General features: G+C 63.6%; 16 protein-coding genes. 11 read left to right on the plus strand and 5 right to left on the minus strand.

The features are described 5' to 3' along the window. The first annotated feature begins 3 nt into the window (after positions 1-3). The 3 genes from IB236_RS14655 to IB236_RS14665 are packed head-to-tail and all read left to right on the plus strand — an operon-like array spanning position 4 to position 3,133. Complete coding sequence (locus IB236_RS14655; protein WP_192421284.1) at positions 4-1,119, plus strand: ABC transporter permease; 1,116 nt, start codon at positions 4-6, stop codon at positions 1,117-1,119. After that, positions 1,113-1,916, plus strand: a complete 804-nt coding sequence (locus IB236_RS14660) for an ABC transporter ATP-binding protein (protein ID WP_121943135.1) — start codon at positions 1,113-1,115, stop codon at positions 1,914-1,916. The genes IB236_RS14655 and IB236_RS14660 overlap by 7 nt, the downstream gene beginning before the upstream one ends. A 17-nt stretch (positions 1,917-1,933) precedes the next feature. Then, positions 1,934-3,133, plus strand: a complete 1,200-nt coding sequence (locus IB236_RS14665) for a cytochrome c (protein WP_192421329.1) — start codon at positions 1,934-1,936, stop codon at positions 3,131-3,133. A gap of 168 nt (positions 3,134-3,301) precedes the next feature. Here the strand turns inward: IB236_RS14665 and IB236_RS14670 are convergent, their stop codons facing one another. Next, entirely contained in the window at positions 3,302-3,694 is a 393-nt protein-coding gene (locus tag IB236_RS14670) for a VOC family protein (RefSeq protein ID WP_056067560.1), read from the minus strand. 356 nt (positions 3,695-4,050) lie between these two features. On the opposite strand from IB236_RS14670, the gene IB236_RS14675 reads away from it, so the two are divergent. Then, positions 4,051-5,166, plus strand: coding sequence for an LLM class flavin-dependent oxidoreductase (locus IB236_RS14675; protein WP_192421285.1), 1,116 nt, complete (start codon positions 4,051-4,053; stop codon positions 5,164-5,166). Positions 5,167-5,264: 98 nt separating this feature from the next. Here IB236_RS14675 and IB236_RS14680 read toward each other — a convergent pair whose 3' ends face one another. Next, on the minus strand, positions 5,265-6,905 hold the full coding sequence (locus tag IB236_RS14680; protein ID WP_192421286.1) for an FAD-dependent monooxygenase: 1,641 nt from the start codon (positions 6,903-6,905) through the stop codon (positions 5,265-5,267). Between the two features lie 102 nt (positions 6,906-7,007). After that, positions 7,008-8,024 carry a tripartite tricarboxylate transporter substrate binding protein gene (locus tag IB236_RS14685; protein ID WP_192421287.1) on the minus strand — a complete coding sequence of 339 codons (1,017 nt, stop codon included), beginning with the start codon at positions 8,022-8,024 and terminating at the stop codon, positions 7,008-7,010. A gap of 83 nt (positions 8,025-8,107) precedes the next feature. Between IB236_RS14685 and IB236_RS14690 the strand changes: the two genes are divergently transcribed. From IB236_RS14690 to IB236_RS14700, 3 genes are all read left to right on the plus strand, one after another. Further along, on the plus strand, positions 8,108-9,037 hold the full coding sequence (locus IB236_RS14690; protein ID WP_225581155.1) for a LysR family transcriptional regulator: 930 nt from the start codon (positions 8,108-8,110) through the stop codon (positions 9,035-9,037). 87 nt (positions 9,038-9,124) lie between these two features. Further along, positions 9,125-10,483, plus strand: a complete 1,359-nt coding sequence (gene yjjJ, locus IB236_RS14695; RefSeq protein ID WP_192421288.1) for a type II toxin-antitoxin system HipA family toxin YjjJ — start codon at positions 9,125-9,127, stop codon at positions 10,481-10,483. Positions 10,484-10,656: 173 nt separating this feature from the next. Continuing rightward, positions 10,657-12,102 carry a TIR domain-containing protein gene (locus IB236_RS14700; protein WP_370539919.1) on the plus strand — a complete coding sequence of 482 codons (1,446 nt, stop codon included), beginning with the start codon at positions 10,657-10,659 and terminating at the stop codon, positions 12,100-12,102. A gap of 87 nt (positions 12,103-12,189) precedes the next feature. Here the strand turns inward: IB236_RS14700 and IB236_RS14705 are convergent, their stop codons facing one another. Then, the gene (locus IB236_RS14705) at positions 12,190-13,134 is read right to left on the minus strand and encodes a LysR family transcriptional regulator (protein ID WP_192421289.1); all 945 of its coding nucleotides are present in this window, start codon (positions 13,132-13,134) and stop codon (positions 12,190-12,192) included. Positions 13,135-13,231: 97 nt separating this feature from the next. On the opposite strand from IB236_RS14705, the gene IB236_RS14710 reads away from it, so the two are divergent. After that, the gene (locus tag IB236_RS14710; RefSeq protein WP_192421290.1) at positions 13,232-14,467 is read left to right on the plus strand and encodes an MFS transporter; all 1,236 of its coding nucleotides are present in this window, start codon (positions 13,232-13,234) and stop codon (positions 14,465-14,467) included. A gap of 512 nt (positions 14,468-14,979) precedes the next feature. Here IB236_RS14710 and IB236_RS14715 read toward each other — a convergent pair. Continuing rightward, positions 14,980-15,576 carry a hypothetical protein gene (locus IB236_RS14715; RefSeq protein WP_056067822.1) on the minus strand — a complete coding sequence of 199 codons (597 nt, stop codon included), beginning with the start codon at positions 15,574-15,576 and terminating at the stop codon, positions 14,980-14,982. A gap of 476 nt (positions 15,577-16,052) precedes the next feature. Here IB236_RS14715 and wecB point away from each other — a divergent pair, with 476 nt between their 5' ends. From wecB to IB236_RS14730, 3 genes are read left to right on the plus strand one after another with little or no spacing between them, the layout of a single operon-like run. After that, complete coding sequence (gene wecB / locus IB236_RS14720) at positions 16,053-17,198, plus strand: non-hydrolyzing UDP-N-acetylglucosamine 2-epimerase (protein ID WP_192421291.1); 1,146 nt, start codon at positions 16,053-16,055, stop codon at positions 17,196-17,198. Beyond that, positions 17,173-18,501, plus strand: coding sequence for a glycosyltransferase (locus tag IB236_RS14725; protein WP_192421292.1), 1,329 nt, complete (start codon positions 17,173-17,175; stop codon positions 18,499-18,501). The genes wecB and IB236_RS14725 overlap by 26 nt, the downstream gene beginning before the upstream one ends. A gap of 23 nt (positions 18,502-18,524) precedes the next feature. Beyond that, positions 18,525-19,652 carry a glycosyltransferase family 1 protein gene (locus tag IB236_RS14730; protein ID WP_225581156.1) on the plus strand — a complete coding sequence of 376 codons (1,128 nt, stop codon included), beginning with the start codon at positions 18,525-18,527 and terminating at the stop codon, positions 19,650-19,652. The last annotated feature ends 99 nt before the right edge of the window (positions 19,653-19,751 follow it).

Raw genomic sequence — 19,751 nt, forward strand, 5'->3', positions numbered from 1 at the left:
TCCATGAGCACTGTTGCCGACAACATCCTGGGCGCCCCGCCGGGCATCAGCCCCAAGCCCTCGCAGCCCCCGCTGCGTGCGCCCAGCCCATCATCCGGTGCGCCCCATGCTGCGGGTGCGCAGCCTGCCACTGTGCCTGACTTCAAGGCGGCCAAAGCGGCGCTGGGGGTCTGGTGGGTGGGGCTGGCCGCCGCCGTGGCCTGGGCGGGGCTGGCCTTGCTCACGGGGCTGTGGCCCAACAAGCCGGCGGGTTTCAGCGAATGGGCGTTTACCGAAGAGTTCGCCTGGGGTGCGGGGGGCTTGTCGGCACTGCTGCTGGCGCTGACCGTGCTGGCCCGTCCGCTGGCTGCCGTGGTGCGCCGCGTGCGTGCGGCTGGACCGTGGCTGGTGGCCATTGCCGTCGGCCTGGCGGTGTGGGAGGTGTTCACCGCCAAGCTGGGCACGCTGCCGCCGCCCTTCTTTGCACCGCCCCAAAGCCTGGTGGAGGTGTACGCCACCGACTGGCCGCGCCTCCTGGAGAGCGCGGGCGCCTCCATCCGCCTGTTGGCGCTGGGCATTGCGATTGGAGCAGCGGCAGGTTTTGTCACGGGCGTGCTGATCGGCTGGTCGCGCCAGGCCAGTTACTGGATCCACCCGGTGCTGCGCATCCTGGGCCCGGTGCCCACCACCGCGCTGCTGCCGGTCAGCTTTTATTTCTTTCCGTCCAGCTGGTCCACCGCGATCTTTTTGATTGCGCTGGGCACGGCCTTCCCGGTGGCCATCCTCACCTGGTCGGGTGTGGCCGGGGTGCACAAGAACTTTTATGACGTGGCCCGCACCATGGGGGCGTCGCCCTGGTTTCTGGTGCTGCGCGTGGCCATCCCTGCGGCGCTGCCGCAGGTGTTTGTGGGCCTGTTCATGGGGCTGGGCGCGGCGTTCTCCACCCTGGTGGTGGCCGAGATGCTGGGCGTGAAGGCGGGCCTGGGCTGGTATCTCACCTGGGCGCAGGGCTGGGCGGCGTATCCCAACATGTATGCGGCGCTCATCGTGATGGCGCTGTTGTTCTCGGGCGTGATCACACTGCTGTTTGTGCTGCGCGACAGGGTGCTGTCGTGGCAGAAGGGGGTGGTGAAATGGTGAGTTCCGCGACGGTTCCCGAAATCTCTACGGCGGCCCGTGTGAACGGCGCACGCATTGACGTGCGCAATGTCAGCCACTGGTTTGACCTGCCTGCAGGCCCGCTGCACGTGATCGACGAGCTGGACTTGTCCATAGCACCCGGCGAGTTCGTGGCCCTGCTGGGCCCCAGCGGCTGCGGCAAGAGCACGCTGCTGCGCCTGGTGGCGGGGCTGGAGCCAGCCACCACCGGCGAGCTGCTGCAGAATGGCGCCCCCATCACCCAGCCCGACCCGTCGCGCATCGTGGTGTTTCAGGACCCCACGCTGTTCCCCTGGCGCACCGTGTGGGACAACGTGGCCCTGGGGCTGCAGGCGCGCGGCATCCTCAAATCCCAGCGCCATCGCGTGGACGAAGCGCTGGCCCTGGTCGGGCTGCAGGACTTTGCCAAGGCCTTCCCGCACCAGCTCTCGGGCGGCATGGCGCAGCGCGTGGCGCTGGCGCGTGCGCTGGTCAACGACCCCACCTTGCTGGTGCTGGACGAGCCGCTGGGCAAGCTCGACTCGCTCACGCGCCTGTCCATGCAGACCGAGCTGGTGCAGCTGTGGCAGCGTGCGGGTTTCTCTGCCCTGCTCGTCACGCACGATGTGGAAGAAGCGCTGTTCATGGCGCAGCGCGTGGTGGTGTTCTCTGACCGGCCTGCGCGCGTCAAGCAGGTGCTGGTCAACGACCTGCCATACCCGCGCCACCGGGGCGACCCCCGCCTGGCGGCCCTGCGCCACGAGGCGCTGGCGTTGCTGGGGCTGGACGCCAGCTGGTAGCCACCGCCTTGGCCTGGTTGTCGTTGCCGCCCGAGTGGCTGGCCGCACTGCTCGAAGGCCTGCAGGCCACCCAGCAGGGCCTGCGCGCGCTGCTGCATGCGGTGGGCCTGGCGCCCGATGTGCACGGCCAGCCCGCCTGGCCGTTTGCGCACCGTGTGGCCGCCGAGATGCTGGTGGTGGACGCCGGCCACGCGCGGCGCGTGCTGTTGTCGCTGCTGTGTGTGGGTGCGGCGCTGCTGGCGATGGCGACTTCAGCGGCGTGGCGGCGCGGCCGCAGGCCGCTGTGGTGGCTGGCCGCTGCACTGGTGGTGTTTGCGCCCTGGCCCCATCGCCACCTGCTGCTGACGCCCGCCGTGGCCACCAGCCTGCACCAGTCACCCACGGGCTTCACTGCGCAGGGCATCGTGCGTGGCCAGGCGGTGTACCAGCAGCACTGCGTGCGCTGCCATGGCGCCAGTGCCAACGGCGAAGGGCCCGACGCAGCCCGGCTGGCCATGTGGCCGCCCAACCTGAACGGCGCGCTGCTGTGGAAGCGGCTGGACGGCGAACTCTTCTGGCGCGTGCGCCACGGCATGCAGGGTCGCAACGGCGCGCAGACCATGCCCGGCTTTGACACCACGCAGCTCACCGACGCGCAGGTGTGGGAGGTGCTGGACTACCTGCAAGCCCATGCCGCAGGCCAGATGCTGCGCGAATCGGGCACCTGGGACCGCCCGGTGCGCCTGCCCGACGTGGCCGTGCTGTGCCGCCAGGGGCGCCAGCACACGGCGCGCAGCCTGGTGGGGCAGCGGCTGCGCGTGGTGCTGCCAGGCAGCGGCAGCCCCTTGCCTGCCGATGATCCACGCCTCGTCTCGCTGGTGGTGGCGCACCCCGGGCCCGGCGCGCCGCACACTCCCGATGCTGCTGCCGCCGATGCGGAATGCCTGACCACCGATACCGCAGCGCCGTTGGCATTGGCCCTGGTGCTGGGGGTGCCCGCCAGCGACCTGCCCGGCCACCAGCTCATCGCAGACCGCGCGGGCTGGCTGCGCGCACGGGGCCAGCCGGGCAAGGCCGCGTGGTCGGAGGACGATCTGGTCTGCCGCACTGCGCCAGCGGCCCAGCAGCTGCCTTCTGCCGATGTAGCTGCCAACGCTGCGGGCGATGGCCTGCAGGCGCTGATCCGCCGCATGGACGCAGAGCCCGTGCGGCTGGTGCGGGGCGGCTTCCCGCACTGACAGTGCCTGCCACCAGCGTGTTGGCAGCGCGCTGCGAGCGAACGCCTGGGTCGCGTTCCGGTTGCTCTCAAAAGAATAGCTGCTAGCGCTTTATCGACTAGCGCTTGAGGCCATTTCTCCTTAAATAAGCAGCGCAGGGGCTTCCCGCCCGCCAGGCGCCACCCTGCGCTACGCCTGTCCGTGCGACGCCACACACAGCTTGTTGCCGTCTGGGTCCCGAAAATACGCGCCGTAGTAGTTGGCGTGGTACTCGGGCCGCAGCCCGGGGCGGCCCTCGCACTGGCCGCCCAGGCTCAGCGCCAACGCATGGGCCGCGTCCACCTGGCTGCGCGTGGCGGCCATGAAGGCCACCATCAGCCCGTTGCCAGGGTGGGGCACCTCGCCGTTGAACGGGCGGGCAATCACAAACAGCGGCCGGGGGCCGGGGGTGGACTCCCAGCCCGCCCAGGGCCGCTCGGCTTCGCAAAAGCGCTCCTGAATGCCCAGCGAGGCCAGCACCGGCCGGTAGAACGCCAGGGCGCGCTCGAAATCTGTGATGCCAACAAAAACGTGCGAGAGCATGGTGGGTGGGGTCCTTTCTGGATGCGAAGCGGGCTGGCCATTGTGAGGAGTGAGGAGCCAGCGGTCAGAGGCCAGGGCCAGACGTGCAGGTTGGCAACGCACTGGCCGACCATGCCGACGCTGGCGGCCAGGCGGGGGAGTCTGGATGGCAACCCGCCACAGCATAGCGGCGCGCACGGCGGCGGTGCACCCCATCGCCTTGTGCGGCGGGGCCTATGCGCCGCACAACTTTGCAAACGCGTTTTTCTTCGTTGGCGCGCGCCAGGGGCGGGCACATCATGGCTGCAGTCCCGCACGCGTGACGTTGCCAACCATTCACCCAACCTTGTTTCACCCCATCGCCACAGGAGCCCGCTATGCCCGTCCAGTTCATCGGCATGATCCAGCCGCACGAAGTCTCTGAAACCATCGCCCGCAAGGGCCCGGCGGTGGACCCCGCCTATGTGCGCGTGTTTGCCCAGGCGCACGAGCACGCGGGGTTTGACCGCATCCTGGTGCCTGCCAGCTCGTCCAGCCCCGACACGCTGCTGACCGTCACGTACGCGGCATCGGTCACCGACAAGATCAAGTTCCTGCTGGCGCACCGCCCCGGCTTTGTGGCGCCCACGCTGGCCGCGCGCCAGCTGGCCACGCTGGACCACTACACCAACGGCCGCCTGGCCGTGCACTACATCAGCGGCGGCTCGGACGAAGACCAGCAGCGCGATGGCGACTTCCTGAGCCACGACGAGCGCTATGCGCGCACCGACGAATACCTCACCGTCCTGCGCCGCGTGTGGGCTGAAGACAAACCCTTTGACCACGAAGGCACCTACTACCGCGCCAAGGGGGTGGTGTCGGAAGTCAAGCCCCTGCAAGGCCAGCGCGTGCCCATCTACTTTGGCGGCGCCTCTGCACCCGCGCTGCAGGTGGCCGGCAAACATGCCGACGTGTATGCGCTGTGGGGCGAGTCGCTGGCCCAGGCGGGCGACCTGGTGCGCCGTGTGCGCGCCGAGGCCACCTTGCAGGGCCGGCATGTGGACTTCAGCATCTCGTTCCGCCCCATCCTGGGCAAGACCGAGGACGAAGCCTGGGCCAAGGCCGAGCGCATTCTGGAAGACACGCGCCGTTTGCGTGTGAGTCAAGGCTACTCGCGCGGCGTGGGCCCGCAGCAGAGCGAGGGCGCGCAGCGCCTGCTGGCCGACGCAGCCAAGGGCGACCGTGTGGACGAACGTCTGTGGACGGCCATTGCGCGCGAGCTGGGCGGCCGGTCCAACTCCACATCGCTGGTGGGTACGCCCGAGCAGGTAGCCGACGCACTGCTCAAGTACTACGACCTGGGCATCACCACCTTCCTGATCCGTGGCTTTGACCCGCTGGTGGACGCTATCGAGTACGGCCGCGAGCTGCTGCCCCTGGTGCGCGCCAAGGTGGCAGAGCGCGACGGGCAGCAAGCACCGGTGGCGCCCGCCGCGCTGCGCAAGGCCGCCTGAGCGATTGGCTGCCTGGCGCCCTGGCCTGGATCTCGCCCTGGCCTGGATCACTCCCGGGCTGGGGCGTTGCCGCTAACGCAGCGGCCTCGCCCGTGCGGTTACCCCGCCACGCGCGCCAGAACGTCGCGGGCTTGCTCGGCGGTCACCACGGGGCCGCCAGCAGGCGCCGTCCAGGCCACAAACTGGTCGGGCCGCACCAGCACCAGCGGTGCGCCATAGCGCGCAGGCTCGGTGCCTTCACACCCGTCACCACAGTCCACCAGCCGCAGCGGCAGTCCCAGGCCCGCCGCCGCCTCGCGAAAGGCCTGCACCGATGGCGCGTGGGCGCCGTCGCCGCCCACCACCAGCAGCGAAAAGCCCGGGCCCAGTTCCTCAAACACATTGCGCCCGCTGGGCAGCGTGGCGGGTGCCAGGTGGTGGCCAGGCCGCGCCTCAAACCGGTGCGATCCCTTGGCGCTGCTGGCGCGGCCCTCGCTGCCCCACACGATGCCCGAGCCCTCGTAGTGCGGCTCAAACGCATGCACCTCGCCCACGGCGCCCTGTGCACGCGCCAGCCACGCGGCTTCAAACGCGGCCTGGTCCCGCGCCGGGTCGTGGGTGTCCAGAAACTCCTTGTCTGTCTCGATGGACCGCGCAATGAAGTCGTTGATGGTGGACGCAAACACCGGGCGCCGCTCGGCGTCGTACGAGTCCAGCAGGCGCTCGCCGCCCCAGCCTTGCAGCGTGGCAGCCAGCTTCCAGCCCAGGTTGCGCGCGTCTTCCAGGCCCGAGTTCACGCCATAGCCGCCGTAGGGCGGGTGGCTGTGGGCGGCATCACCCGCGATGAACACCCGGCCCTTGCGGTAGCTGTCGGCCAGCATGAAGCGCAGGTCCCAAAAGCCGATGTGCTCAAACTCCACCTCAAACTCCGCGCCCACCGCCTCGTGCAGGTAGGCGGCAAAGTCAAAGTTGTCTTTGGTGGTGCCTGGCGGCACCGGGGCGTGAAAGAACCAGGTGCTGCCCAGGTCCACCCGGCCCAGAAACTTCCAGTAGCCCTTCAGCTCGGGCTGCAGCACGTTGTAGTAAGACTTGCCGGGGTAGCGCTCCAGCAGCTGGTGCAGGCCTTGCGACTTGAACACCAGCAGCACCATCATGCGGTCGTGGTCGGTGCGGGTGTGGGTGATGCCCGCCTGCTCGCGCACCACCGACCGCGCTCCGTCCGACCCCACCACATAGGCGCCGCGCAGCACGCGCTGGGCCTTGCCTTCGCCGCGTTGCTGGATGGTGACGGACACGCCCGCATCGTCCTGCGCCACGGTGCTTGTCTCCCAGCCGTAGAGGGTCTGCACCGATGGCAGCTGGGCCACGCGCTGGCGCAGCACGGCCTCGGTGGCGTACTGCGGCAGGCGTTCGTTGGCGGTGAAGTAATAGGGCTTGACCAGGTCGCGCTGTAGCCAGTCGTAGCTGTAGGGCCCCAGCAGTGTGCCGTGTGCGGTCAGGCCGCCAATCCCGTATTCCACCGGAATGGTGCGCGCCGCGCGCAGCTGCTTTTCTGCACCCCAGAAGTGAAAGTGCTCCATGGTGCGCTGCGTGAGGTTCTGCCCCTTGGGGATGGGCTGGGGCTGCACATAGCGCTCCACCACGATCACGCTCACGCCCCGCTGGCCCAGCTCAATGGCCAGGCCCATTCCGACGGGGCCGCCGCCCACGATGATCACTTCGGCGTCTTGCTGCGGCGCCACGGTTGCTTGCTGGTTCATGTTGTTGGTGTTGTTCGGTACGGGTGGGTTCGACACTGGCCGCGATGCGGTGTTGTGCAGTGCGGCGCGCTGCTGGCCACCGCTGGGTGCGGGTGGTCGTGGTTACTCGGCGGTGATGCCCTGGGCCTTGATCAGGTCGGCCCAGCGCTTGGCGTCAGCGGTCACCAGTTTCTGGAAGGCGTCGGGCGAGCTGTGGGCGGGCGTCATGCCCTGGGTCTCGAACGACTTGGCCACGGCGGGCGATGCCAGCACATCGCGCAGCTCGGTGTTCAGGCGGTCCACCATGGCGCGGGGCGTGCCTGCGGGGGCAAACACGCCGTACCACATGTCCACGTTCAGGTCGCCCAGCTTCAGCGTGCCCAGCGACGGCACCTCAGGCAGCAGCGGGTGGGGCGTGTCCGAGCTGATGGCCAGCGCCTTCAGCTTGCCCGCCTTCACATGCTGCAGGGCCACGTGGATGGGCAAGAACATCGCGTCGATCTGCCCGCCCAGCAGGTCCGTCACGGCCGGGGCGGTGCCCCGGTAGCTGATGTGGGTGAGCGAAATCTTGGCCCGGTTCTTCAGCAGCTCCATCGCCAGGTGGTGCGGGGTGCCCGCACCGGGCGAGCCGTAGTTGAGCGAGCCGGGCTTGGCCCGGGCGCGGTCCATCAAGTCTTTGAGCGATTCGATCCTGGACCCAGCCGACGCCACCAGCAGCAGCTGCCCCCAGCTCGTCTGGCTTACGGGCACCAGGTCCGTCAGCGGGTTGAAGCCCTGCTTGGGGTACAGCGCCATGTTCATCACCAGCGTGTTCACGCTGACCAGCAGCGTGGTGCCGTCAGGCGCCGCGCGCACCACCTCTTGCGTGCCGATGATGCCGGACGCCCCCGCCTTGTTCTCCACAAAAAACGGGCGCTTGAGCCGGTCAGACAGCGGCTGCGCAATCTGCCGCGCAATCAGGTCAATGCCCGTACCGGGCGTGAACGGCACCACCAGCCGCACTGGCGCATCGGCACCCGTCTGCGCCCAGGCCTTGGGCGTGGCGGCTGCAGCCGTGGCGGCCAGCGCGCCCAGCACCAGGCTGCGGCGTTGGGGGGAGGGCGGGTGCGCGTTGGCACGCAGGGTGGGCAGCTGGGGCATGGGGCTTGTCTCTCTAGTCGTTAGAAGGGCGTTACGGGACAATTCCAACGACACTCTTGACATTGATCAAACGGAAAATTCTGATGAATTCTTCATCAAAGCTGATGAATGTCAGCAGCCGCCAGCTCCATGCTTTTCTGGAGGTAACGCGCCTGCAGAGCTTTGCCAAGGCGGCAGAGCAGGTGCACCTGTCGCCCTCGGGCATGAGCATGCTGGTCAAGGAGCTGGAGGACCAGGTTGGCGCCCGCCTGTTTGACCGCACCACCCGGTCGATCACGCTGACCGACGCCGGGCGCCGCCTGCAGCCCGTGGCCGAGCGCGTGGTGGGCGAGCTGCGCGCCCTGGGCGCCGTGCTGGACGGCAACGAGGCCGCCGTGCGCTCGCGCCTGCTGGTGGCGGCCACGCCCATGATCTCGGCCAGCCTGCTGCCTGAGGTGATTCGCGGCTTTGCGCACAGCCACCCCGGCGTGCAGGTGCAGCTCAGCGATGTCGAGGTGGGCACCGTGCGCCAGCGCGTGCTCGACGGCGAGGCCGACATCGGTTTTGGCTTTTTCGTCAAACCCGCCGTGGGGCTGTCGCGCCAGCCCTTGTGCAAGTTCCGCCTCATGCGCATCAGCCCGCCCGATGCGGCGCACACCAGCGGCCAGCTGTCCGACAGCCAGCCCTGGAGCCGACTCAAAGACGTGCCTCTGGTCAGCCTGCCGTCGGGCAACCCCATACAGGTGGTCATCGAAAAGCAGCTCTCCCGCCTGGGCCTGGCCCACCAGGAGCGCCCCCGCATGAACCTGATCGGCACCCTCATTGGCATGGTGCGCGCCGGCCGTGGCAGCGCTATCGTGCCCTCGTTCGCGCTGGAAGAATGCCTGCGCCAGGGCCTGGGTGTCGCCATGCTGCGCGAGCCCGTGGTGCATCTGGACCTGTACCTGGCCTACCGCCGGGGCACGCAGCAAAAACCGGCGGCGATGGCGTTTGCCGAGGCGTTGCGGGAGGCGGCGGTGCGGTTGCCGGCGTAGTCGGGCGATCCCGGGGTGTTCATTCAGCCTGGTTTATCTGTTCTGTTATCTATTCAATTTTCCATTCAACCGGGGTATCCTTAAGGCATGCCCTCCGCCGCCCAGACCTACGCCAACGCCATCCGCCCCCTGCTGCGCCCCGGCCCCGCCAAGGCACAGGCACTGGCTCAGGCGCTCCAGGTCAGCCAGCCCACCGTCTCGCGGGCCCTTAGCGCTCTGGGTGATGAGGTGGTGCCTTTTGGGGCTGCAAGATCTATTCAATACACCCTCCGCGACCCCCTGCGCGCCGATCTGGAGGCCACTGTGTACCGCGTCACCCCCCAGGGCGCGCTCGAAACCCTGGGCACCCTCATCCCGGTGTGCCCGCAGGGCTTTGTGATGGTCGATGCGGGCGGGGCCCGGCAACACAGCGACGGCCTGCCGTGGTGGATCTATGACATGCGCCCGCAGGGCTACCTGGGGCGCGCGTACTGCCAGCGGCACGGCCAGCGCCTGGGCTTGCCCGAGCGGCTGGGCGACTGGAGCGACACCCACGCGCTGCGCGCCATCCTGGACCAGGGCGACGACATGCCCGGCAACCTGCTCATCGGCCCCACCGCCCGCGACCAGTTCGTCAACGCGCCCGACCCCGTGCCCATTGCAGCCGCGCAAAAGCTGCACACCTACGCCCGGCTGGCCGACCTGGCCGCGCGCGGCGAAGTCGCGGGCTCGTCCGCTGCCGGAGAGCAGCCCAAGTTCACCGCCTACGCAGAGCAAGCCGATGGCACCGCCGCGCATGTGATGGTCAAGTTCACCGCAGAACTCGACACCCCCGTCAGCGCCCGCTGGCGCGACCTGCTGCTGGCCGAACACATCGCCCTGCAGGTGCTGCGGGACCACGGCGTGCCTGCCGCGCAGTCGATGACCTGGATGCACGGCACCCAACGATTTCTGGAAGTGCAGCGGTTTGACCGGCTGGGCGCGCGTGGGCGCAGGGCGCTGCATTCCATCTCCGCGCTGGACGCCGAGTTTGTCGGCAGCGGCGGCAACTGGCCAGTGATTGCCAGGGCGTTGTTAAAGGCCGGGGTCATTACCCCCCAGGCCTTTGACACAGCCTGCCTGCTGTGGGCGTTTGGCACCCTGATCGGCAACACCGACATGCACAGCGGCAATCTGTCGTGCTTGTCAGAGGGGCGCAGGCCTTACGAGCTGGCCCCGGCCTATGACATGACGCCCATGGCGTTTGCACCCACGGCGGGGGGCGGTTTGCCGAGTCGGACGCTGGAACTGACGGTGGGGGAGCAGGTCAGTGCGGCGGCTTGGAAAGAGGCGCTTGCGATGGCGAAGGTGTTTGCGTGCCGGTTGGAGGACGAGGAAGCATTCAGCGCGGGCTTTGAAGAATGCAACGTTGAGTTGCGGCGCCATGTGACGGAGGCTGCTGAGCGGATTGGGCGGCTTGCGCTTTAGGGTGGGTACTCTGAAAACTCTCAGGCTATAGTTTGCGAGCTCAGTTCTGCGGGTTTTGCTGGAGCTTGATTCGTGAATCTCTCATTAGATACTCGTTTGAAGCCTCGGTCTGCGCACTGCCTGATTAAATCTATCCCGCAGGTTTTATGGGATAGCCATTTCCATACCTTTCTGTGATTGAAACCGTGAATCCACCTCGTCTATTTATTTCATACAGTTGGTCGAATCCGCAGCATGAACAGTGGGTCCTTGATCTCGCCAGTGAGCTGGTATCCAGTGGTATTGATGTTGTTCTTGATAAATGGGATTTACGTGAGGGTCACGACGCAATTGCGTTCATGGAAAAGATGGTTACTGACCCAAGTATCTCGAAGGTCGCTCTCGTATGTGACGAGGTCTACGTAACTAAGGCAGATGGCAGAGCGGGTGGTGTAGGGACGGAAACTCAGATCATTTCTGCCGAGGTTTACGCAAAGCAGAACCAGGACAAGTTCGTGGCGGTAATCGCAGAGAAGGGTACGGACGGCAAGCTATTTCTTCCAACCTACTACAAGTCGCGTATCTACATTGACCTAAGCGAAAGTGAGCGATACGCAGAGAGCTTCGAGAAGCTTGTTCGCTGGGTGTTCGATAAGCCCTTGTTCAAGAAGCCAGAACTCGGAAAGCCACCTTCATTCATTACCGATAGCACTGCACCGGTTCTTGGGACAACGCCGCTTGCAAAAAGAGTGGTGGACGGCTTGCGAGGTGACAAAGCTTATGCGAGGGGGGCTGTGGACGAGTACCTCAATATATTCTCTCAACAGCTTGAGCGGTTTCGACTCGTGGCAGTTGAGGGGGAGTTCGACGACCGTGTCGCGAAGTCCATTGAAGACTTCCTGCCGGCCCGGAATGAGTTCCTGCAGGTGCTCACCACACTGACACAATACGCGGACATCGATAGCTACTCATCTCGCCTGCATCGGTTCTATGAGTCGCTTATTCCCTATTTCTATCGTCCTTCACACATTAATCAGTGGAACGATCTTGACTTCGATAACTTCAAGTTCATCGTGCATGAACTCTTTCTATACAGTATTGCCCTTCTCTTGAAGGGAGAGTACTTTGGCGCAACAGACTACCTATTGGGGCAACCCTACTACGTCCCAGGTAACTCTAATCACGGAGAGAACGCCGCCGTTTCCTTCATTGCTATACAGGAGTACGTTAAGTCACTTGAGATCAGAAACCAGAGGCTCAAAAAGAATCGTGCCTCGCTCCGGGCTGACTTACTTGAACAGCGCTCGCATACGTCGGGGCTCGCATTCCGTCATTTGATGCAGGCCGATCTCGTGTGCTTTCTTCGTGGAGACATGATGGGCGTCGATACCTGGCATCGTTGGTGGCCAGACACGCTGATATACGCACAAAGACAACATGGACCATTTGAGATTTTCGCTCGTGCATCCTCGAAGTCCTACTTGCCATCTGTGCTCAAAGTCGTAGGCGCTTCCAGTGTTGCTGCGCTGAAGGCGAAGCTCGAAAGCTATGCGCATGACAGCAGTTTTCCTCGTTGGAGCTATCACTCGTTCAGTCCAGCCTCTTTGACTGGAATTGAACAAATCGGAACACGGCCCTGAGGCGACGGCGCAACTCTATGCTGAGCGCCAGCGTTCGTCAGCTATTAGCCACTGTCATCAACTGATCCCAGCCGCTAGCTTCGCCCCTCACCCCACCGCCCGCATCCCCACCAACCCCGGCATCGCCCCCCGCATCGCCTCCAAAAACAAGCGCAGCCGCGCCGGATAAAACCGCGCATACGGGTACACCAAGTACACCGGCAGCGGCGCCGCGTGCCAGTTGGGCACCAGGTGCAGCAGCTTCCCCTGCCGCACATCGTTGTCCACGATCCACGCCGATGAAATGCACGCCCCCAGCCCGGCCAGGGCGGCGCTGCGCAGGGCGTACAGGCTGTCGGTGGCCAAACGGGGCGTGATGCCGAAGGTGTGGGCTTCGCCGCCGGGCTCTTGGGTCAGCGTGACCTCGCGGCGGTAGAAGGTGCTCAGGGCCAGCCAGGGCAGGGGTTGCAGGTCTTGGGCGTGCTGGGGCGTAGGGCGCCCGGCCATGAGGGCGGGGGCGGCCAGCACGATGCGGGGCACTTCGGCCAGGCGCACCGCCACCACGCTGGGGTCGTCCACCGCGCCGACCTGGATGGCGCAGTCGATGCCTTCGGCGATGAAGTTGGGGCGGCGGTCGTGCAGCATCCATTCCACGTCCACCTCGGGGTAGCGGCGCAGGTAGGCCATCAGCGGGGCGATGAACTGGTCTTGCCCAAAGGCGTGCGGCGCCAGCACACGCAGGGTGCCGCGCGGGGTGTCGGCCGTGCCGCGCAGGTCGTCCTCCATGGCGCGCCAGTCTTCCAGCAGGGCCTTGGCGTGGGCAAAGCAGCGGTCGCCGTCTTCGGTCAACTTCATCACATGGGTGGATCGCTGCAGCAGCTTGATGCCCAGGCTGCGCTCCAGCGCCTGCAGGCGGCGGCTCACGGTGGGCTGGCTGGTGCCCATTTGCTGGGCGGCGGCAGACAGGCTGCCGGCCTCGACGATCCGGACAAAGGTCTGCATCAGTTCGATGCGGTCGGCGCCGGGTTGCAAGGCTGGCAGGGTGTTGGTCATACGCCAAGCGTATAACGAATCTGCAATTCAGCCTACTACCCAGCGCGGCGGCGCGCTAGAACAATCGCACCATTCCTTTCTAACTGATGGTGTTGTGATGTCTTCCATTCAAAACGTGCATGCAAGTGGTGCAGCGGGGCTGGCCCCGGTGGCGCCCCCTGCGGAGGGGGCGGTGAGTGCGCCGCTCTTATTGCTGCTGGCGACCACGGCGGGGCTGAGCGTGGCCTCGCTGTACTACAGCCAGCCCATGCTGGGCGTGCTGGGGCCCGACATGCAGGCCGACAGCCGCGTGGTGGGGCTGGTGCCCACGCTCACGCAGCTGGGGTATGCGCTGGGCATCTTGCTGCTGGCGCCGCTGGGCGATCGGTTTGACCGGCGCCGCATCATCGTCATCAAGTCCATCGCGCTGATGCTGGCGCTGCTGCTGAGCGGCCTGGCGCCCGGCATGGGCGCGCTGCTGGCAGCCAGCCTGGCCGTGGGCCTGGCGGCCACGGTGGCGCAAGACGTGGTGCCCGCCGCCGCCACACTGGCCCCGGCGGCGCAGCGCGGGCGCATGGTGGGCACGGTGATGACGGGGCTGCTGCTGGGCATCTTGCTGTCGCGCGTGGTCAGCGGCTTTGTGGCGCAACAGTGGGGCTGGCGCACGGTGTATGTGGCGGCGGCGGTGGCCATTGCGCTGCTGACGGTGGCCGTGTGGCGCGGGCTGCCGCGCTTTGCGCCCACCACGCAGATGGGCTATGGCGCGCTGATCGGCTCGATGGTGGCGCTGTGGCGCCAGCACGCAGCGCTGCGCCGTGCGGCCTGGGCGCAGGGGCTGCTGGCCGTGGGCTTCAGCGCGTTCTGGTCCACGCTGGCGGTGATGCTGCACAGCCAGTTCAACCTGGGCACGGCGGCGGCAGGTGCGTTTGGCCTGGCCGGGGCGGCGGGTGCACTGGCTGCCCCACTGGCCGGGCGCCTGGCCGACAAGCGCGGGCCCGAGGTGGTGACGCGCTACGGCGCCGGGCTGGCGGCTGCGTCGTTTGCGGTGATGGCGCTGGCGCCACTGCTGCCTGCGCAGGCCCAACTGGGGTTGATCGTGGTCAGCGCCATCGGCTTTGACTTTGGCGTGCAGGCCACGCTGGTGGCGCACCAGACCATCGTCTACGGCATCGACCCTGCGGCGCGCAGCCGGCTCAATGCGCTGCTGTTCACCGGCATGTTCATCGGCATGTCGGCCGGGGCTGCGCTGGGCAGCCTGGCGCTGGCGCAGTGGGGCTGGCTGGGGGTCGTGGGCTTGGCCACCGTGGGGTCGCTGGCGGCGCTGGCGGTGCGCATGGGGCGGCGCCGGGGCTGATTTGGGGCGAAATATGGCTGTAGCGCTAGTGGATCATGCGCTGGCAGCTATACAAATGAGAGCGAAATCCGCGCAAGGCAAGGGTTACGCTTTTTGCAGCAAGCGGTCCATCCAAACCAGGCAAGCCAGACCCAAGGGGCCAGACAGCGCCACATAGCCCAGCGAGGCGACCAGTTTGGCCCACCGCGAGTAGCGTGGCAGGTTAGTGATGACATACAGCCCGGGGATGAAGATGAACAGAGCCAGTATGGCGGCCACTGCCGGGGGAGGGGCCCCAAGCCAGATCATCACCAAAGGCGGCACCCACAAAGGGGCCAGCAGCGACGTCCAGCGAAATGAAGCGCTTTCCAGAACATAGGGAGGCAGACCCCAGCCCGCTTCCCTGGGGCTGAGGTCATCTCGCGACGCGGAAGGACTGCCGCCTGCCCACCGGCCGCATCTGAGGCACCTGGATGTACCTGGCGGGACGCTGGCGCGGCAGTTGATGCAGGTGGGAAATGACACGCGTCCGCTCAGGCCTTCTTCACCTCAATGTGGTACAGCCCCCAGGGGCACAGGCCAAAGCGCTCCTTCACGGGCTTGTCCTTGAAGGCGGGCAGCACGTCGGCGTCGTACACGGCCCACTGGGGGCCCAAGCCGCCCAGGGCCATGGGCTGGCCGTCGATGTGGGTGGCGACGATCATGCGGTAGGCCTGGGCGTCGGCCATGCTGATGTTGACGTTGTAGCCGTCCACCGCGCGCAGGCCCAGTTGCACGGGGCTGCCCGCTGCCACACCGGCGGCGGCCAGCACGGTGGTGAGCAGGGGGCCCTTGAGCGTGTGGGGCTTGCTGTCGTATTCGAGCGTGGGCTTGATGGTGACGGCCGGCATGCGCGCCAGGGCGGCGGCGTCCAGCGCAAAGGCCTTGTCAAACTGGATGCCGTGTTTGCCCATCATCTGGTCGATGGTGGTGTCCAGCGCGCCGCGGTTGGACTGGGTGATGGCGCCGCTGATGGTGAGCAGCGTGGGGCCGCTGGGGGCCTTGGCCGGCGTGGCGGCGTGGCTGCTGCCCGTGGCGGTCCACAGGCCTGCCAGGCCCATGCCGGCGGCGACGAAGTTGCGCTTGTTCATGCTCATGGGAGGGGGCTCCTTGATGGAAATCAGGGGCGCATGGTAAGCGCAAGATGCAGGGGCGCCATGCAAAAAATTGCCGTGGTCCAGCCATCGCTTGCAGTGCGCCAGAGTCCGCCGGGTCCGGCTATCGCGCGCGAAGCCCATGGCGCAGCGCCAACATGGGGCAAACGCAGCGCTCGCTGCGTGGTCTCCGGAAAACATGCTTCGCGGTGTGCTCCTGTGATTCAGGTCAAGCTCTCGTGCACGCGAACCTGCTATGGACCCAATGGCCCGACGCTTCAATCGAAAAGGCGCGGGCGTACGATGGGGGCCACGGCGATGTGGCCTGAAGCGCTGGTCTGCACCTTGTGTTGCGCAAAGCGTCATTCACCGAAATCCCGAGACTGAACAAATTGTGATTGGCCCAGAATAGAACGAAGCCAACCAAGCAATCAACGGGCGTACCATTTTTGTCGCAACTCTATTCCTTTGCAATGCAATCATCTAGCCGGATAAATATCATTTGTGTAGTGGGTACCCGGCCGGAAGCCATCAAAATGGCGCCACTGATTATTGCGCTGCGCAAAACCCATTGGGCATCGGTACGGATTGTTTCGACAGGGCAACACCCTGTCTTGGTCGAAAAAATGCTGTCGCATTTTTCGCTGACTCCGGATTTTATTTGCGACGTCATGGAGCCAAATCAGAGCCTGGCAAAACTGACCATCCGGTTGCTTGGTGAACTAGATCGTTGCTTTCAGGCTGAAAAGCCTGATATCGTGATTGGACAAGGTGATACAACGTCAGTCACAGTGGCCGCACTCGCTGCATTCTATCTTCGCATTCCCTTTGCTCACGTGGAGGCGGGCTTGCGAACGAGAGATTATAAAAATCCATTTCCCGAGGAAATGAATCGCGTACTGGTTGGAAATTTGGCGCAATGGCATTTTGCGCCAACTAACGCTGCTAAAAAAAATCTCATCGAAGAAGGAAAATCTGCCGATACCATTTACGTGACGGGCAATACGATAGTGGATGCCTTGCTTTATACTGCAGATCGTTGCCCGCCCTTCGTGCTTCCGGAATTCGCGAATTGTAGAATGATATTATTTACCGCGCACAGACGAGAAAACATTGGGCGGCCATTTGCTGAAATATGCCGGGCGGCGCGATATCTGGCTGACGTGAGGGATGATGTATTTATTCTCTTTCCGGTTCATCCTAACCCTGCTATAAAGGATGCGGCATACTCGTATCTTTCGAATCATTCACGGATTCGTTTAACCCCCCCGCTTGACTATATTGATTTCATTGCAGCCATGAAATCTTCGTTTTTTATACTTACTGATTCGGGGGGAGTCCAGGAAGAGGCTCCATCTTTGCGCAAGCCGGTGCTGGTGTTGCGCAACGAAACCGAAAGGCCCGAGGGCATAGAAGCCGGCGTTACCAAATTGGTGGGGCGTGATTTTGAATCCATCGTCAATTCATCGCTGCAACTGCTTGATGATGATGCTGCGTACAAATCGTTTTCACGGGGCGATTCCCCTTACGGCGATGGCAGGGCATCAGAAAAAATCGTGGATATATTGCACAAGGCACTGACAAAGCACAGTTATGCGCATTCTTCTGATTGCCTATGAGTTTCCTCCCATCATCGCAGCCCAATCACTACGATGGTTCTATCTTTCGAATGAGCTGGCAAAGCTCGGTGTGGAAGTGCATGTGCTTTGCTCCGACATGCCTTCACTGCCGCCTTTTCATGAGGATTTCGCGCCCGGGGTTATCGTCCACCGGGTCTGGCCTGGTCCATATGTCGGTTTTTCGCAAAAAGCCTATTTACATTTATCCAGATGGACACGAGGTGGTGGCGCGGTTGGGCCGCTGGGTGGCGATTCGGTTTTGTTAAAAATGCACCGGTGGGGGCGTCGGGTACTCGATCAGATTATATTTCCAGACTTGCGTACCGAATGGGCACCCAGCGCGTCCTTGCGTTTGATTCAGTTGCTCCGAACAACCCGGTACAGCGCGGTAGTGGCGTCGCACGAGCCCGGCGTAGACCTTCTGTTGGGTCTCTTGGCCAAACGGATCACTCGAATTCCGCTTATCGTCGATCTCGCTGATCCTGTAGTTGCGCCCTATACGCCGCGCTGGCGCCAGCGCATCGATCTCGCCTTTGAAGCAAAAGTTATTGCCCGTGCCGACGCTATCGTGGTAACGACGATGGCTGTTGTCGATCTCCTGAAAAGGCGCCACGGATTACGAGACGCCGACAATAAATTCACCTGCATCGCACAGGGGTTTCCCAGTCGAAACAGCGGACGTGTAGAAAATAGCCATCATTCCAAGTCCCTGCATCTTGTTTATACCGGGAATTTTTATGCGGACTTCCGTTCTCCTGTCGAGTTTGCAAGGGCGCTGCGGTCGATTCGTGATCTGGATATTTCAGTCAAATTTTATGGAAATCACGCTGCATACCAAGCACTTTTCGATGGCATTCCGGGGGTCAGATTTCACGGGATAGTCGATCATGGCACGTGCATTTCCGCGCAGCAGAATTCCGATGTGCTGCTTAGCGTGGGCAACAGCCAGCCGTTTCAAGTTCCAGGAAAAATTTATGAGTATCTCGGTATAGGTTCACCTATCTTGCATATTGCCAATACCCCAATGGACGAGGCCGGTGCACTGATCATGCGCGTCCGGGCAGGATGGGTTGTCCAGAACCAGGCAGATTCCATCGAACGCATCCTCCGCGAAATTCATGCGCGATGGACAAGCGGGGCATTGCAATCGATGTTTCTGCGTGATGAAAACACTATTGCAGAGTTTGCTTGGGATAAAAGAGCCATTCACTATAAGGACGTAATCGATGAGTGCATAGGGGCGCATGAAAATGCCGGTCGTATAGAGCGCAGCATGAAAAACAAGGAAAAGGGAAGGTATTGATGCGTATAGCCGTTGACATCAGCATGCTTGAGGTACCTGGTTCAGGCATCGCGAGGTACATCAAATGCCTGCTGCCAATCATGATAGAGCAGAGCGAGGGTCGGCATCATTGGTTACTTTATGGTAGAGCATGCCCGTCAGGGGATTATGCTCATCTGCCAAATGTGACTTGTCGGTCTGATTATTTACCTCGGGATGCAGGCCGCATCGCCAGTTTGTTTTGCTCCCAAGTCATTTGGGGGAGTATTGATAGACCTGATGTTTACTGGAGTCCTGCGCACAGGCTGCCATGGTTCTTGCCGCGAAAAACAGCCACCACCGTAACCGTTCATGATTTGTGCTGGTTGAAGCAACCAGAAACGATGCGTCGCGTCACGTATCACCTTGACCGCGTGCTGATGCCCCGAAGCCTTGCCTCCACCCAACAGATCATTGCGATTTCTGAATCGACGGCGGAAGACATCAGGCTTCATTTTGATGAGACAGTCTGGAAAAAAGTGTCCATCGCAACCGAAGGCGGGGCGCATATGCCATCCCCCTTGCCGGTCACCCATTTAAAGACCCTTGGCATTGAAATGCCCTATGTACTCTTTGTGGGTAGTTTCGAGCCACGAAAGAATTTGGCAAGATTGTTACAAGCTTTCCAACAGGTGATCGAGCGTAGCGGCACGGAAATACTTTTGGTATTGGTGGGGGGCGCGAGCTGGGGGCAAAACTCTGTCAAAAGTGACATTGCAGCCTTGGGGATTGCGGGCAAGGTGCTTGTCCTGGATAACGTTGATGATCAGGTGCTGTCGACGTTGTACCGTCATGCGCAATGCTTGGCCGCGCCTTCTCTCTTGGAAGGTTTCTGTTTGCCGGCAGCCGAGGCAATGTCGCTTGGAACTCCGGTGCTAGCCTCCATGTCCTCAGCCTTTCCAGAAGTGGTAGGGCAAGGAGGTGTCCTTGTAGATCCTCTTAGTGTGGATTCCATTGCCGAAGGTCTTACCAGGCTCGTCACCAATGAGGAATTGAGACGGGAACTTGGTGCGTATGCACTCCAGCATTCCCGTGGTTTCTCATGGGAGCGGGCAGGACTGGCCACGTTGAAGATTCTGGAAAATGCGCATGCAAGTAAAAAGATGGATCTGGATCGTAGTGGAGCCCGCTAGATTTTTAGAATTTCTCTAGCGTGAATAATCAGATTGAACTGAAAGTGCGGGCGCCCAGTTTTTATAACCCTAAAAATGAATGCAACTGATTCCGATGCA

The sequence above is a fragment of the Acidovorax sp. ACV02 genome (assembly GCF_014851475.1).
GTDB lineage: Bacteria > Pseudomonadota > Gammaproteobacteria > Burkholderiales > Burkholderiaceae_C > Acidovorax > Acidovorax delafieldii.

Excerpts from the sequence above, each read along its gene's own strand:
- IB236_RS14705 (WP_192421289.1), bottom strand. The coding sequence starts at position 13,134 with ATGACCAACACCCTGCCAGCCTTGCAACCCGGCGCCGACCGCATCGAA.
- IB236_RS14670 (WP_056067560.1), bottom strand. The coding sequence starts at position 3,694 with ATGCTCTCGCACGTTTTTGTTGGCATCACAGATTTCGAGCGCGCCCTG.
- IB236_RS14730 (WP_225581156.1), top strand. The coding sequence starts at position 18,525 with ATGCTTGAGGTACCTGGTTCAGGCATCGCGAGGTACATCAAATGCCTG.
- IB236_RS14715 (WP_056067822.1), bottom strand. The coding sequence starts at position 15,576 with ATGAACAAGCGCAACTTCGTCGCCGCCGGCATGGGCCTGGCAGGCCTG.
- IB236_RS14680 (WP_192421286.1), bottom strand. The coding sequence starts at position 6,905 with ATGAACCAGCAAGCAACCGTGGCGCCGCAGCAAGACGCCGAAGTGATC.
- IB236_RS14660 (WP_121943135.1), top strand. The coding sequence starts at position 1,113 with ATGGTGAGTTCCGCGACGGTTCCCGAAATCTCTACGGCGGCCCGTGTG.
- IB236_RS14655 (WP_192421284.1), top strand. The coding sequence starts at position 4 with ATGAGCACTGTTGCCGACAACATCCTGGGCGCCCCGCCGGGCATCAGC.
- IB236_RS14725 (WP_192421292.1), top strand. The coding sequence starts at position 17,173 with ATGCGCATTCTTCTGATTGCCTATGAGTTTCCTCCCATCATCGCAGCC.
- wecB (WP_192421291.1), top strand. The coding sequence starts at position 16,053 with ATGCAATCATCTAGCCGGATAAATATCATTTGTGTAGTGGGTACCCGG.
- yjjJ (WP_192421288.1), top strand. The coding sequence starts at position 9,125 with ATGCCCTCCGCCGCCCAGACCTACGCCAACGCCATCCGCCCCCTGCTG.
- IB236_RS14685 (WP_192421287.1), bottom strand. The coding sequence starts at position 8,024 with ATGCCCCAGCTGCCCACCCTGCGTGCCAACGCGCACCCGCCCTCCCCC.
- IB236_RS14710 (WP_192421290.1), top strand. The coding sequence starts at position 13,232 with ATGTCTTCCATTCAAAACGTGCATGCAAGTGGTGCAGCGGGGCTGGCC.
- IB236_RS14690 (WP_225581155.1), top strand. The coding sequence starts at position 8,108 with ATGAATTCTTCATCAAAGCTGATGAATGTCAGCAGCCGCCAGCTCCAT.
- IB236_RS14675 (WP_192421285.1), top strand. The coding sequence starts at position 4,051 with ATGCCCGTCCAGTTCATCGGCATGATCCAGCCGCACGAAGTCTCTGAA.